Origin of the sequence: Enterococcus sp. SB12 (assembly GCF_030910025.2) — a bacterium.
Lineage (GTDB): Bacteria > Bacillota > Bacilli > Lactobacillales > Enterococcaceae > Enterococcus_B > Enterococcus_B faecium.
Genome location: NZ_CP175675.1, coordinates 109,303 through 123,707 on the forward strand (window position 1 = coordinate 109,303; position 14,405 = coordinate 123,707).

The 14,405-nt window shown below is 36.5% G+C and carries 11 protein-coding genes and 3 pseudogenes; 13 read left to right on the plus strand and 1 reads right to left on the minus strand.

The features are described 5' to 3' along the window. Positions 1-302: 302 nt before the first annotated feature. The 8 genes and pseudogenes from RBL01_RS00570 (at position 303) to RBL01_RS00605 (ending at position 9,318) form a co-directional block, all read left to right on the plus strand. Entirely contained in the window at positions 303-659 is a 357-nt protein-coding gene (locus tag RBL01_RS00570) for an iron-sulfur cluster biosynthesis family protein (RefSeq protein ID WP_002287910.1), read from the plus strand. 9 nt (positions 660-668) lie between these two features. Beyond that, positions 669-1,573: pseudogene (locus tag RBL01_RS00575) on the plus strand (metallophosphoesterase). 356 nt (positions 1,574-1,929) lie between these two features. After that, positions 1,930-3,108 (plus strand): IS256-like element ISEf1 family transposase, encoded by a 1,179-nt coding sequence (locus RBL01_RS00580; RefSeq protein ID WP_212462982.1) that lies wholly within the window; start codon positions 1,930-1,932, stop codon positions 3,106-3,108. 330 nt (positions 3,109-3,438) lie between these two features. Then, the gene (locus RBL01_RS00585; RefSeq protein ID WP_058128438.1) at positions 3,439-4,167 is read left to right on the plus strand and encodes a WxL domain-containing protein; all 729 of its coding nucleotides are present in this window, start codon (positions 3,439-3,441) and stop codon (positions 4,165-4,167) included. 144 nt (positions 4,168-4,311) lie between these two features. Beyond that, a pseudogene (locus tag RBL01_RS00590) lies at positions 4,312-6,338 on the plus strand (lectin-like domain-containing protein). Positions 6,339-6,445: 107 nt separating this feature from the next. Continuing rightward, positions 6,446-7,543, plus strand: a complete 1,098-nt coding sequence (locus RBL01_RS00595; RefSeq protein ID WP_307781031.1) for a DUF916 and DUF3324 domain-containing protein — start codon at positions 6,446-6,448, stop codon at positions 7,541-7,543. 602 nt (positions 7,544-8,145) lie between these two features. After that, positions 8,146-8,280 (plus strand): annotated as a pseudogene (locus RBL01_RS00600) (helix-turn-helix domain-containing protein); the annotation flags it as partial. 81 nt (positions 8,281-8,361) lie between these two features. Further along, the gene (locus RBL01_RS00605; protein WP_025477863.1) at positions 8,362-9,318 is read left to right on the plus strand and encodes a hypothetical protein; all 957 of its coding nucleotides are present in this window, start codon (positions 8,362-8,364) and stop codon (positions 9,316-9,318) included. Positions 9,319-9,410: 92 nt separating this feature from the next. Here the strand turns inward: RBL01_RS00605 and RBL01_RS00610 are convergent, their stop codons facing one another. Further along, entirely contained in the window at positions 9,411-10,145 is a 735-nt protein-coding gene (locus RBL01_RS00610) for an MIP/aquaporin family protein (RefSeq protein ID WP_002290500.1), read from the minus strand. A 326-nt stretch (positions 10,146-10,471) separates the two neighbouring features. Between RBL01_RS00610 and RBL01_RS00615 the strand changes: the two genes are divergently transcribed. The 5 genes from RBL01_RS00615 to RBL01_RS00635 are packed head-to-tail and all read left to right on the plus strand — an operon-like array spanning position 10,472 to position 14,157. Further along, on the plus strand, positions 10,472-10,882 hold the full coding sequence (locus tag RBL01_RS00615) for a CidA/LrgA family protein (protein ID WP_002294274.1): 411 nt from the start codon (positions 10,472-10,474) through the stop codon (positions 10,880-10,882). Then, on the plus strand, positions 10,875-11,576 hold the full coding sequence (locus RBL01_RS00620; protein WP_002294273.1) for an LrgB family protein: 702 nt from the start codon (positions 10,875-10,877) through the stop codon (positions 11,574-11,576). The genes RBL01_RS00615 and RBL01_RS00620 overlap by 8 nt, the downstream gene beginning before the upstream one ends. Next, positions 11,576-13,159: a helix-turn-helix domain-containing protein gene (locus tag RBL01_RS00625; protein WP_307781033.1), complete on the plus strand. Its 1,584-nt coding sequence runs from the start codon at positions 11,576-11,578 to the stop codon at positions 13,157-13,159. Before RBL01_RS00620 ends, RBL01_RS00625 begins: the two co-directional genes overlap by 1 nt. Positions 13,160-13,177: 18 nt before the next feature. Further along, positions 13,178-13,399: a DUF2829 domain-containing protein gene (locus RBL01_RS00630; RefSeq protein ID WP_002290506.1), complete on the plus strand. Its 222-nt coding sequence runs from the start codon at positions 13,178-13,180 to the stop codon at positions 13,397-13,399. Then, complete coding sequence (locus tag RBL01_RS00635; RefSeq protein WP_002319450.1) at positions 13,396-14,157, plus strand: 3-oxoacyl-ACP reductase; 762 nt, start codon at positions 13,396-13,398, stop codon at positions 14,155-14,157. The genes RBL01_RS00630 and RBL01_RS00635 overlap by 4 nt, the downstream gene beginning before the upstream one ends. The last annotated feature ends 248 nt before the right edge of the window (positions 14,158-14,405 follow it).

Sequence of the window (14,405 nt, forward strand, 5' to 3'; positions counted from 1 at the left end):
TTGTTAATAATCCGTGAACAAAAAGTAATTCTTTTTCCAATAGTTGTTAAAGGTTTTTTATTTTTTATAGTATTTTTTGTTATTTAAGAAAGGAATAAGGTTAAACAAATAACAGGTTGCTTTTTGGGTCTTTTTCCGTTCAAGAAACTGAACGAAGAAAAGGGAAAGTTGTCTCTTTTGTGATATGAGAAATCATAATAAACGAATGACTTACTTTCCAATAAATTGAGAACAGTCAGAACCAGACAAATTAGTTGCATCTGATGAATAAAGTGATTATTCTATGACATGAGGTGATACAGATGAAATTAGAAGTGACAAAAGAAGCACAAGAAGTATTGAAGAATAAATTAGAAGCAGACGATCAACTTTTATTAGATATCGAAAACGGTGACGGTCCATTTGCAGAAAGCCAAGTCAGTTGCCAATTGGACACGGCATTTCGATTGATCATTGTCAAAAAAGATACACAAACAGATCTAAGTCTTTATTCTGTAGTGGCTGATACACCAGTTGGACCAATCAAAATCAAAGACAGTGCAATACTTTACATGGATGATCCATCCACACTTGCTTTAGAACCAACTTATAATAGTTTACAATTAAAAGGACCAAGCGGCTTGAGAAAAGGCAACTTGCAAGTTGTTCGAAAAGACTAGAGGGATAAAATGGGAAAATTGGCGATCATCAGCGACCTACATGTGGACATCAATAAATTTGGCGAACCAGAGCTAATGCAGCTTTGGCAAGTTTTGCAAAAGCACAAAATCACTCGGCTTCATCTAGCCGGAGATACGGCTAATAAAGTAGATCGCTGCCTAGCGGTTGTCGAATTTTTCGCCAATAAAGGATTATCTACGACATTTCATTTCGGCAATCACGAGTTGGCAGATGTGCCCAATGAACAGATGATGGACCATTTTCCAGACCCACATTTTTTAAATGAACGGTATATTGCTTTAAATGAGCAGACCGTTCTTTTAGGGATGAATGGCTGGTACGACTATCAGTTTTCCGAATTGAAAGATTACGAGGCAATCGTACGAATGAAGCGTTTGTATTGGTATGATCGGTTCATCCAGCGTGGGAAAACAGATCTCGAGGTCAATGCAGAAATGCTTGCAGCTGCAAAAAATTTGCTAGACCAGCTGGAAGCAAAAAAACTTGAGGTGATTTTATCCACTCATTTCGTTCCTAAACGGGCATTTATCATGTATCAATCTGCTCCTTATGAGCGTTGGAACAAATTAAATGCATTTTTAGGATCAGAATCATTCGGAGAATTACTTGACCGTTATTCAAATATCAAACAAGTAGTTTTTGGCCATACGCATCGTCGCTTTGAAGATAAATCCATCGGTCACACGATTTACAGCTGCAGACCTTTTGGTTATTATTATGAATGGCAGCTGACCCGAGATTTTGTCTTGAAAGAACAGCTGTTAGATAGCTATGAACCCATGAAATTACGTGTCCTCTTGCGTGCCCATCATCCGGCCTTTCCTTTCAAGCCTATCAAACACAACATTTGCAAGAGGAATTTGAACAGGCGATGACAATCGTTCCGTATTGAGACAGCATTAGTAATGTGTAAAAGAAAATACTTTGTAAAACATAAGGATAAGTAAGAGCAGTAGATCCATTTATCGTGGATATGCTGCTTTTTTTGTGGAAAATAATCAGCGAATGTTTATTTGATCGGATGATTTGTAACTCGCAGAGTACTAGATGCAAGCGTTTATTCTTTTTTTGAACGATAATCACAAAAAAAATATAATATACATTTTTTATTTAATTATAATTAATATTGATTGAAGTCTAGGAGAGTATAAAATATTTTGTGTAAATGAAAAAATCCATACAAAAAAGGAAGTCCCTTCTGTAGAATAAAGTTAACGACAACCAATTCACAGAAAAGAGGACTTCCCTATGAATGATTTTACTACAGAAATTGTGCAAACTCTAGTCACTAAAGGCGATTTAAATGAATTATTCCGTTCGCACTTAGAAAAAGCGATAAACACACTCCTACGGACTGAATTAACGGCTTTTTTAGATTACGAAAAATATGATCGCACTGGTTTTAATTCAGGTAATTCGAGAAACGGTTCTTACTTTCGATCAATCAAAACCGAATATGGTGAATTAACATTGGAAATACCTAGAGATCGTAATGGTGAGTTTAAACAACAAACTTTACCAGCCTACAAAAGAACAAACGATACATTGGAAACCACTATTATCCATTTATTCGAAAAAGGTGTTACGATGTCTGAAATTGCTGATTTGATCGAAAAAATGTACGGTCATCACTATACTCCACAAACCATGTCCAACATGACTAAAGTTCTGACTGAAGAAGTAAATGCCTTTAAATCCAGAGCCTTAAATGATAAGTATGTCGCTATTTTTATGGACGCTACTTACATTCCACTAAAACGTCAAACTGTATCCAAAGAAGCGATTTATATTGCCATTGGTATACGAGAAGACGGCACTAAAGAAGTACTGAGTTATGCGATTGCTCCAACTGAATCAACATACGTTTGGAATGAGCTGCTACAGGATATTAACTCCAGAGGAGTTCAAGAAGTCTTGCTTTTTATTACGGACGGCTTAAAAGGCATGAAAGATACTATCCATCAAATTTATCCTAAAGCAAAATATCAGCATTGTTGTATCCATGTATCTCGTAATATCGCTCATAAAGTACGTGTCAAAGACCGAAAAGAAATCTGTGATGACTTTAAGGCTGTTTATCAAGCTAACTCAAAAGAAGAAGCGAATACCTTCTTATCCGGCATGATTGAGAAATGGAAGAAAAACTATCCTAAAGTGACGCAGTCACTCATAGAAAACCAAGACTTATTAACTTTTTATGATTTTCCACCTAGCATTCGTAGAACCATTTACTCAACCAATCTAATCGAGTCTTTCAATAAGCAAATTAAAAGATACAGCCGTAGAAAAGAGCAGTTTCAAAATGAAGAATCACTAAAACGCTTTCTAGTCAGCATTTTTGATACATACAATCAAAAATTTCTAAACAGAAGCCATAAAGGTTTTCAACAGGTAACCGATACATTAGTTTCAATGTTTACTGAGTAACTAATTATTTTGCAGGAGGACAATTTATTTACACAAAATTATTGACGCTCCCAAGTCTTAGGCAGTCAAGTCACATTTTGATAGATAGGAGGGGGACTTACGAATTATTTTAAAGGCTATGACAGCTGTATTTCTAGATTGTGTTTGCATCAAGTTGCAATAAAAACTAGAAATCAAATCGGGCTGATAATCATTTATAACTAATCGATACATAGGACCAAATATAGGTCTATGTTCTTTTATTTCATAAGTATCGTAAAACAGAATTTTGCTATGGATTAATCCAATCGACTGATATGTTTAGTAAATAAAGAAAGAGGAATGTCAATGATGAAAAAAGAAATCGTATTAACAGCAACAACGATGTTATTCAGCATGGTAGCAAGTACGACTTTTGTTTCTGCAACTGAAGTATACCCAAAGGAATATAACACAGAAGGAACGATTACATTTGAAGCAGGAGATGAGGGTGTAACTCCTCCTGTTGATCCAGAGAATCCTGATCCCAATAAACCTGTCGATCCATCAGATCCTCCAAGCCCTGGAACAGGAGGGGCATTATCGATTGATTATGGATCAAAATTCAAATTTGGGACTCAAAAAATTTCTACTGCGGATAAAACGTATTATGCAGCTGCTGATGTGATGAACGATGGGTCTAGAAAACCGACATATGTCCAAGTGACAGATAGGAGAGGTACCTTATCTGGGTGGAAATTAAGTGTCTCTCAACCAGAACAGTTTAAAACTGCCAGTGGGAATGAACTAGTTGGAGCACAGCTGCAATTTACGAAAGGGCAGGCTGTTTCTTTGGTTGATTCAACATATACGCCGCAAACGGTGAATTCTGAATTAACGTTGACACCGGGAGGAAACAATACGTTAGCAATTAATGCTAAATCAGGAACAGGTGTGGGGACTTGGGTCTATCGATTTGGTGCAAATGAAAATGAAAATCAAGATGCGGTACAGCTTTCGGTACCCGGTAAATCTGTCAAGTTAGCGCAACAATATTCCACTAAATTAGTTTGGACATTAGAAGATACACCTAACAACTAGTTTACTGAAAAGAACTGTTAAAAATAAATACGTAGTCATATTGTCTTGCGAGGTAATCGAGCAAAAATTGTCAAAGGCTAGGCTAAATTTGTTTGGATACGAATAGTTCATCTAGGAATTTAACGATCAGGAGGAAAAGATATATTGAAAAAGAGGAGGATCGTGCTCATTTTAAGCAGTCTCTTAGTGACTAATATCTTTCCGATCATAGGGTACTCTTTGGAATTGAATCAGTTGGAGCATGGAAATAGAAGAGACGAAGAAAGCAAACTCACTTCGACATTCGACAGTTTAATAGAATCCAACCAGACACAAGAAAGCAGTGAGGATTTAAGTATTTCGAGTAGTGGAGAGACCACTGACAACGTAGAAGCTGAGGGTTCGGACAAACAAGGACTGGAAGATGCACCAATTTCTGCGGTTGAGCTGCCTGACGATCCCAATATTATTTCTATCGATAAAATTTTTCAAACACCTATCGGTACTAGCACGTCCATATTGGAAAATGGGAAGTTACTGCAGTTGAACCCAGCAGAAAGGTCTCAAAGAGGTGCTATTTGGTCAAATAAGAAGATTAGTTTACTCTCGGATTTTACATTTAAATCTTATTTATACTTAGGAAATCAACGAGATAGAGCGGGAGATGGCATGACCTTTACATTGACTGGCGATCCTAGAATGGCTAGTAATCCCAGTCAAGTTATTGGATCGCCAGGTATGGGAATTGGCTCATATTCTACTCGTTCTGGCCAACCTTACATTGCGAATGCGCTCTCGATAGAGTTTGATACGTATAAAAATAGTGGTTCTTCTGATCGAATGGATCGAGAGATAACTGCTGATAATAGAGGGCATGGACATGTCGCTTTTGTCACGCCTAAACCAAATAATAATAATTATTCTGGAGAGCATACTGGCGTGACGGTAGCTCCTACATTTCTTTCTAATGGCACATGGCGCTTGTTAATAATTAAATGGGACGCGGAGCAAAGAAGTCTTACTTATGATTTGGAAGGGTCGGTCGCTCTTCTCGGATTATACCTGATCTCATTAGGCAGTTCGGTTCTACAGAAGTAAATTGGGGGTTTACTTCTTCAACAGGTACTTTTTTTCAAGAAAATGCTGTCGCTGTCACGCGACTTCCATCGAATGTCACATCAACAGCTGATGTAAAAGTCAACGATAGTGATTATGGAGCCATCGCTGAAGCTGGAGGAAACGATAAGATAACTATCAGAAATACATTGAAGGTCGAGGGGGATTTTCTTGAATATAAGAAAATGCAGACTAGTATCGACCTCCCACAAGAATTAACTATTCCCGAGCATATCTTGATCAATGGAAATCAAATTGATGCCAAAGATATCTTGATAACCGGAAATCGAGTCACGCTAAATCTGACAGATTATTTTATTGCTGGAGATACGTTAATAATCGAATTGGAGACAACTTTGCAGGAAGTAATTCCTGAAAAAGTACTCACTATGCATTTTGAATACCTTGAAAACGGGAATTTGATTGAGCAATCGAATGAAATAAACCTAAAGATCGCAAAGCTGAAGGAGATAGATATCCATGTTTATTATAAAGATAAAGACAGTCAGATTGATATTGCTGAAATGAAAACAATCACTGGGAAAATAGGAGAGAAGTATAAAGAAACTCCTATTGATATTGAAGGGTATGTCTTTGACTCGGATTCAGCGAATACAGAAGGCATCTTCTCCGAAAATACAGAGGATATCTATTTTTATTACAGAAAAGGCAAACTTTATCTCTCAACTGCTCCTCAATATGTCAATTTTGGAAAACATAAAATATCCAGTAGACCATTAAGTGAATTCGGACAGTTTTCAGGTGGGTTGAAAATTATAGATGAACGGGCTTTTGGAAGTTGGAAATTACAATTGAAACAAGAGAAAGTTCTTACAAATGGAGATTTTGAGCTTCCAGAAGCTCTTTCCTTTGTTACCTCTGAAAATACAACGGTTATAGGGACATCCGCTGTTACGATTTTCGAAAGTGATCAAAAGGGTGAAAGCGATTTGTCCTCTCTTTTAGATTCTACAGCTCATCGTGGAATCAGAATAGATATTCCTGTAGAAAACCAAAGAATCGGAACCTTTGAGGGGAAACTATCTTGGATACTTGCAGATGTCCCAGGAAATTAACAGGAAGAGAAGAATATAACAAAATTATTGAGTTTCAAGAAGGGCACAGGTACCATAGGCTCTTGTGTCCCACAGAGACAAGATTTTGTTATAGTCTTCTCTTACATATGATTAAAGGAGCGATTTTCTTGAGACCAAAACAACAATTATTTATAACACTCCTAGTTATTTTAGGGGCACTTTTTAACAATATATCAGTGTCAGCTAGTGCATTTAATTTTTCAGTGACGCCGATAACTTCAGAGAATCAAATCGACAAGAGAAAAACTTACTTCGATCTTCAACTTGATCCGGATCAGGAAGTAGAAGTAAAAGCGGAATTGAGAAATGATACAGAAAAAGAAGTGAAAATCGATATTTCTGTGAATAGCGCAACCACCAATTCAAATGTGATGGTTGAATACGGAAAAAACGAGATTGAAAAAGACATGAGCCTGATCTTTGATCTGGTAGATTATGTGAGCTATCCACAGATAGTGACGCTAAAACCTAAAAGTGTCCAAACCGTTGCTTTTCATGTCAGGATGCCGAATGAGCGATTTGATGGTGTATTGGCTGGTGGGATCACATTCCAAGAAATCCAGACGGAAAAGGACCAAACAGAAACTAAGGATCAAAGCTTATCGATTGAGAATGAATACACCTATATTATTGCTTTGTTGATGCAACAGACACTGAACGAAGTTGCTCCGAACCTTACTCTTCATGAAGTTAAACCAGATCAAATCAATGCAAGAAATGTCATCTTAGCAAACGTTCAAAATGATCAAAAAACCTATATCAATCAAGTAGTTATTGAAACAAAAATTACAAAAAAAGGGCATTCTGAAGTTTTATATCAAGAGGAAAAAGAAGGATTGCAGATTGCGCCGAATACAAACTTTTCTTTTCCAACAGCTTTGAATGGTCAACCGCTAACCCCAGGTGAATATCACCGTACAATGACTGTTTTAGGAAATGAAAACGAAAATGGAAAATTTTCGAGAAAAAAAGGAAATACTACGATCAACTATACCAATCAATGGGTATTTGAAAAAGATTTTACAATAGACGGAAAAGTAGCCAAGGAATTGAACACGACGGATGTTACGATTAAAAAAGACAATAATTGGATTTATATCTTAGTAGCTTCACTTTTCTTATTGTTTATTTTATTATGCATACTTTTGTTTGTTTTGAGAAAAAAAGAAGAGAAAGAAAAGTAAGGTTAAGATAACAAATAGTAAATTTTTATTATTGTAGGATGGTTGGGCTCTTTTTATAATAATAAAAAATATACCATTTTATTAATAAAAATGCATACTAGTAAATGATATAATTCTTATAACAGGTTTGATCGCGAGAAAGGCCAAATAAAACGCTCTCCAAAAAGTTAAAAAAAAGACAGGACGATGTATATTATACAAACAAGAATCGCTGACAACAGTGACTCGGATCCAGGAAATCAGTTTTATCCCCAGCTAGTTGGTGAATGCATGGAAAGTAATATACGTAGAAAGAGCTGATGACTAATGAATTATGAGTTTTTTTAAGCAAAGAAGATCACAGAAGTTATTCATTACTTAAATATTTAGAAGCAAGCTCAAATTTATCAGAGTCAATATCGAATGTTCAAGAAGAGTTGTCGCTATCGACATTTCTCTTGAAAAAAACGATCGATAAGCTGAAACATGATTTACAAAAGTTCGATCTAGAGAAAAATTTGCGAGTAACCGTCAGTGAATTGGATATATGTCTGGAAATTAATGGAAAATGTTCTAGCAAAGCTCTGTTATCTCGTTATATAACGGATTCTTTATCTATGAAAATGGTATTGGCTTTCTTTCAGGAAAAATATATCTCAGTAGAAAATTTTGCTAAACAGCATCACGTGAGTTATTCTGTGGCTTATAAAGTATTACAAAGACTAAAAAGAAATCTTAAAAAATATCAAATTTTTTTTGAAAAGAGAAAGTTGACAGGGAATCCTAAAAACATTCGGCTTTTTTTATATAATCTTTTTAACTCAACAGAGATAAGTTTTGTGGAATTGTATACGCTACCTATAATTATAAAAACAGAAAAAATGTTAAAAGATTTAAAACAGTATTATCCTCTGTCTGCTTATGAAAAAAAGAAATTATTCCACTTTTTAGCAATCAACCTGTTGGCTGAACAAGCTGATTCTTTAGATATTGCTAGCAATCAGTCGCTATTTTTTTCGGATATAGGATTTTACCACTTAAAAGGAGTATTAGGAGAAAAATCCGTTATTTTTATCAATAAGACACTCTCTTGGCTTTATCTTCATGATAAATTGGATCAAAAATACTTGAGAAAAAATGAAGATGAAACAATCGAATGGTTGAATGAACGATTCATTGAAAGTTTTGAAAATCAGTTTAATCTGTTGCGAGGAGAGACGAGCCAATTGATCCGAAGAGAGTTAACCAAAATACATTTTAAACTTTTGCATTACACTATTAATAAAGCTGATGAATTTCCACTTGATGTTTCTTTTTTTAGAGAAAACTATCCAGCATTTTATTGCTATTTGATAGAGTATATAAATGATCTAACGTCAAAACGCAAAGAGTTGCTTCAAGATAAATTTTTTCTTTTTTTCAGTTATTTATTATTATTGATCAATCACATACCCATTCAACTGATTTCTGAACCAGTAAAGATCATCATCGATTTTTCTTATGGTGCTGCCTATAATCAATTTATCAAGAAAAATTTAAGCTTGTACATTAATCTGAACACGGAAGTGATAGAGGCAGGAAAGCCTGAGTTCCCGGATGTTATAATCACGAATAGGAATAATCTATATGAAGAAAGTGCATCTCAAGTAGTGGTTTGGCTCGATCCGCCAAGAGCAGTAGACTGGGGGAATCTTACAAAGATTTTGTTGACTATCCAAGAAGAGAAATACAAAGACAGCAAAATTGACAAGCAAATAGACGATTTTCCTGAAGAAATCATCGACAGGATCGAATAGTGAACTTCTTTTAGAAAGTCCGACTGCTTTTTCTAAAAATAAAAAAACTTGGCACGCAATCGCTGTACCAAGTTTTTTTATTTAGCTTTTGATTAAGCCATAAATAATAATTTATATAAGAATACTGCTACGACACCAGCACAGATAGGTGCTACAACTGGTACCCATGCATATCCCCATTGAGAAGAACCTTTATGTTTCAATGGAAGAAGTGCGTGTACAAGACGTGGAGCAAAGTCGCGGGCTGGGTTTAGTCCAGGACCTGTAGGACCACCAAGTGAAGCAACTAATGTCCATACAAGGAAACCGAGTGCTAAGTGAGCTGTACCAAGATTATCTTGGAAGAATGGTGCTTTTGTAATACCTAGGGCACCAAAGAATAAAACGAATGAACCAAAGAATTCATTGACGAAACCATTGAATTTAGAACCAACGCTGTTGATTGTTGAGAATGTACCTAACACATGGTTCACGTCTTCTGTTTGGTCGTAGTAAGGTTTGTAACAAGCTACTACGATCAATTGTCCAATCGCTGCACCAATCAATTGTGCAATGATATAAGGAACAACTTCAGCCCAAGGGAATAGACCATTAGATGCTAAAGCAATTGTAAATGCTGGGTTGATGTGGTTACCGCTGATTCCACCAAAAATCATTGCTGGCATCATAACCCCGAATCCATACCCGACAGCAATCAGCATCCAGTCACTGCCATATCCTTTTGTACCTTTTAAATCTACGTTTGCTACAGCACCGTTACCTAGAACGATTAGTAATGCTGTACCAATCATTTCCGCCGCAAGACGGGTCATTAGTGAGTAATCCATAAATACCTCCAAAAGTTATAAAAATGCAAAAAAAAAGAAACATCAACACGAAAAGCATCGGTGCAGTGTTTCGTGTCGGAAGGATTTCTGCAGTCTTAACAAATGTGAATAAAAAAATGAATTCCATTACTTATAAGAAACCAGACCAACAGTAAAACTCCAACTCTTTTTAAAAGTTCTCCACAAATCACCAAGCTTAACTATAAATATACCAAAAAAAAAACGTTTTTTTTTATCAAAAATTGTATCTTAGAAACAGCATGTTTTGAAACTTTCAGAAAAGGTTTGTTAGTAAAATGAAAGCTATACGTAAGGAGTGTTGTTTGATGAAATTTTTTCAAGAGTTTTTCATTATTATTTTCTTTTCTGTATTAGGAGAAGGCATACGGATTTTTGCTCATTTACCTATTCCTGGAAGTATCTTAGGTATTCTTTTTTTATTTTTAGCATTTGAAATGCATCTTGTTGATCCTGAAAAAATCGGAGCAACTGGTGATTTTTTATTGAATAATCTAGCTATTTTATTTGTTCCTGCTGGTGTAGGTTTATTGGAATATTTTGATGATATTGCTTCGATATGGCCTGTTTTACTGGGAGCAGTCGTCGTGTGTTCCATCGTCACGATGGTTGCAGCGGGAAAAACGGCAGAAGGTGTAGAAGCTTTGCTGGGCTATGTCCGTAAGAAAAAAGCAGGAAGGGTATCTGTAAACGAAATGGAGGAAAATCAAATTGACTGAGTTTTTTGTGAATCCACTATTTGGCTTAAGTTTGACTTTAGGAGTGTATGTATTATCTGATAAATTTTTGCGGAAATATAAACTGCCTGTTTTGAATCCTCTCGTATTATCGATTGTTGTTATTATCTTATTTTTGCATTTTTCTGGGATCAGCTATAAAGACTATAATATCGGGGGCAATTTTTTGACTATGCTGATTACTCCTGCGACAGTGGCACTTGCCATCCCTCTTTATAAAAACTTCCGTTTACTGAAAGAGAATTTTTATCCTGTAATGGCTGCGATTTTAGCAGGAATAGTCGCAAATTGCTTGGTTAGTGTAGGGTTCGGTTACTTCTTCTCTCTTCATAAAGAGATGGTGATCTCATTATTACCTAAATCTGTAACGACGGCTATTTCTGTCGATTTATCTCATACGATGGGCGGGGTGAATGCCGTGACACTTGCTATTGTTGTCTCTACAGGTATTTTTGGTTCGCTGATCGCCACTCATATTTTTCGCCTATTCAAGATCGAAAGTCCAGTTGCTCGCGGTGTGGCGTTAGGAAGTACTTCTCATGCTATTGGTACAGCAAAAGCAATCGAGATTGGCGAAATAGAAGGAATCATTTCCGGACTTGCGATATGCGTCAACGGAATATTGACCGTTTTATTGCTACCGTTATTCTTTCAGCCTTTTGCTGGCTTGTTTTGATGCGAAAACCACTATTTTATGCTACAATAACCAAAACGTTCGAGCATAAAAAAGGAGGGAAAGACGTGTATTTGTCTTCCGAGTATCTTAAACAATTTGATAAAGATCTATATTATAAGATTCTCCTCCTAGAAAGTTTTGAGGATCAAGCTTGGCATACCGCTGCACAATTAGCGCAAGTTGTTCAGCTGGATGCCCGCAGCGTGTCGAAATACCTGAACGAGCTGTCTAAAAACTATCAGCAGTTTAGCGGTAAGACACACCCTTTGTTTACAAAAAATCACCGTTCTGGTTATAACTTTTATGATACGCTCGATTCAATTGAACATGAGCGTTTTTTGATCTATCTCGTGCAAAGTACGCTGAAATTCCAGTTGCTGCACGACATTTTTTTTGAAGAATTCCATACAATGTACCAATTTGCGCAAAAGCATTACATTAGTGAATCTACTGCTCATCGAAAAATCAATGAATGGAAACAGCAACTGCAAACTTACGGAATTCGGCTGCAACGAGGTACATATATCGCTCAAGGCGAAGAAGAAATCATTCGACTTTACTTGCATATGACATTCTGGCAGTTGTTTCGAGGGAAAATCTGGCCATTTGAAACAATTTCTCAAATGGACGTAAAGAATATGGCAGAACATATCATGGCTTTTTTTAATGTTCGTCTGAACGAGATCAAAAAAAGACGATTGGAATATATGCTAGGTGCCTTTTTTTTAAGAAAATCACAGAAGCATTATGTTGTATTGAATGAGAAAAAAAGACGGCTGATTTCTGACAATCTGTTGTTCCAGCGATTTTGCCAAGTCATGGAGCCGGTATTTCCTAATTATTTTCAAGTAGAAGACGAGTTAGGCGCATTATTTCTTGTACTGATGACTCGTGAAGAATATTATAGTGATCCTAAGATACGGAAGAAAATTTTTGATTTTCATCAACAAGCAAAAACACCGCCCTTTACAGCCCTTTCAGAAGCAAAAGCCGCTCTTTCTCTTTATCAGGAAGAGCAGGGGCTGCCAGCAGAAAATCTAACCTTCGAGGCAGAAAACTATTTATTCAGCAGTCATTTTTTCGCCTATCTTTTTCCTAATGCGAAAAAAACGATTGATGGCAATAGTAGTGATTTTATTAATCATTTAGTTATTGAAAACAAGGAATTGAAACAATGGCTCGTACATTTTTTTGAAAGTAGACACAAACATCCCAATCATCTGGCATTTAAAAATCATGCTTTTTTGATGGGAAGGTATCTGACTGTGTTTAAAACATTAGGAGCATTTACTCCGCAACTTCCAAAGATCACGATCCTTTTAATGACAGATTTCCCATTATTTGAAGAGCAACTGTTAGAGGAGGGATTACGGACATTTTTCCGTAATGAGTATCAGCTGATTTTTCTGCCAACAGATTATCGGGGGAGAGAAGTTGATCTTCTGATTTCGACAAGTAAAGTCCACCGCAAACCATGGGCGGATCTTGACTATTTTATTGTGACCGAAGAACTAAAATTAATTGATTACATCCAACTATCTCAAAAATTTGAAATGATTAAAAAAAAACTATTAAAACAATAACAAAGAAGGAGAAAAAAGATGACATTTGAAGAAATTTTACCAGAATTGAAAAAAGGTGCAAAAATTATTCGTAAAGGATGGAGTGGATTTGAACTTTATGTTGTTCTCGTATCCGATGATGAATTTGATGGCTGTCCAGTGACACCGTATTTATTGATCAAAACAAGTGACGAAGGTTTTTCCAGCTTCGCTCCTACAGTTTGTGATATTTTAGCAGATGATTGGGCGATCGTAGAATGAAAAACCAGTATCCAGATCTAGCTAAACAGGTTGTATTTATAACAGGAGCTGCTTCTGGAATTGGTGCTGCGCAAGCCCGAGCGTTTCTTGAACAAGATGCTTTTGTATTTGGATTAGATCAAAAGTTCGGTAAAATGGAAGAACTCTCTTTGCGATTTCCTGAAACTTTTGCCTACGCACTAGGTGATGTTCGACAAATGAAAGAACTCCAACAAGCGATATCGAAATGCCAGGATCGTTTTGGTGAAGTTACGATTTTACTGAATACAGCGGGGATACTGGATGCTTACAAACCATTGATGGAAACTGACGAATCGCTGTGGGATCTTATTTATGAGACGAATGTGAAAAGCATGTATCAGCTGACAAAAATCATCCTTCCTGATATGATCCGCCAAAAAAGCGGAACAATCATCAACATGGCTTCGATTGCGGGTTTGGTTGCTGGCGGAGGTGGAATCGCTTATACAAGTGCGAAACATGCAATCGTCGGTTTTACCAAACAACTCGCTCTGGATTACGCAGGACAGGGTATCCGAGTAAAAGGAATTGCTCCAGGAGCCATCCAAACACCAATGAATGCGGCTGATTTTGAAGGGAAAGGTGAGATGGCAGAGTGGGTGGCAAATGAAACACCAGTCAAGCGATGGGCACAGCCGGAAGAAGTAGCTGAGCTGACGTTATTTCTTGCCTCTCCTCAAGCAAGCTACATACAAGGAACGATCATCCCAATCGACGGCGGATGGTTGTTAAAATAACCTTGTGTTTTTTTCAAGCTTCTGTATGATAAAACTAAAGAGAGAAACAACGGTTGATGATAAAAAAAGTCGATGACTGTTCCCGACATTCGATGCCGAACAGCCAGTTCAAAAAATTCTTTTTAATAATCGTTAATATTCGAAACTAAGCGGCTTTTCACGACCTCTTGATATAAACGTTATTCAAAAGCTTGCAACTGCGGTAACAAGTCCAGCCAAATGAAAAATATAAGGAGCTATTTTTATTT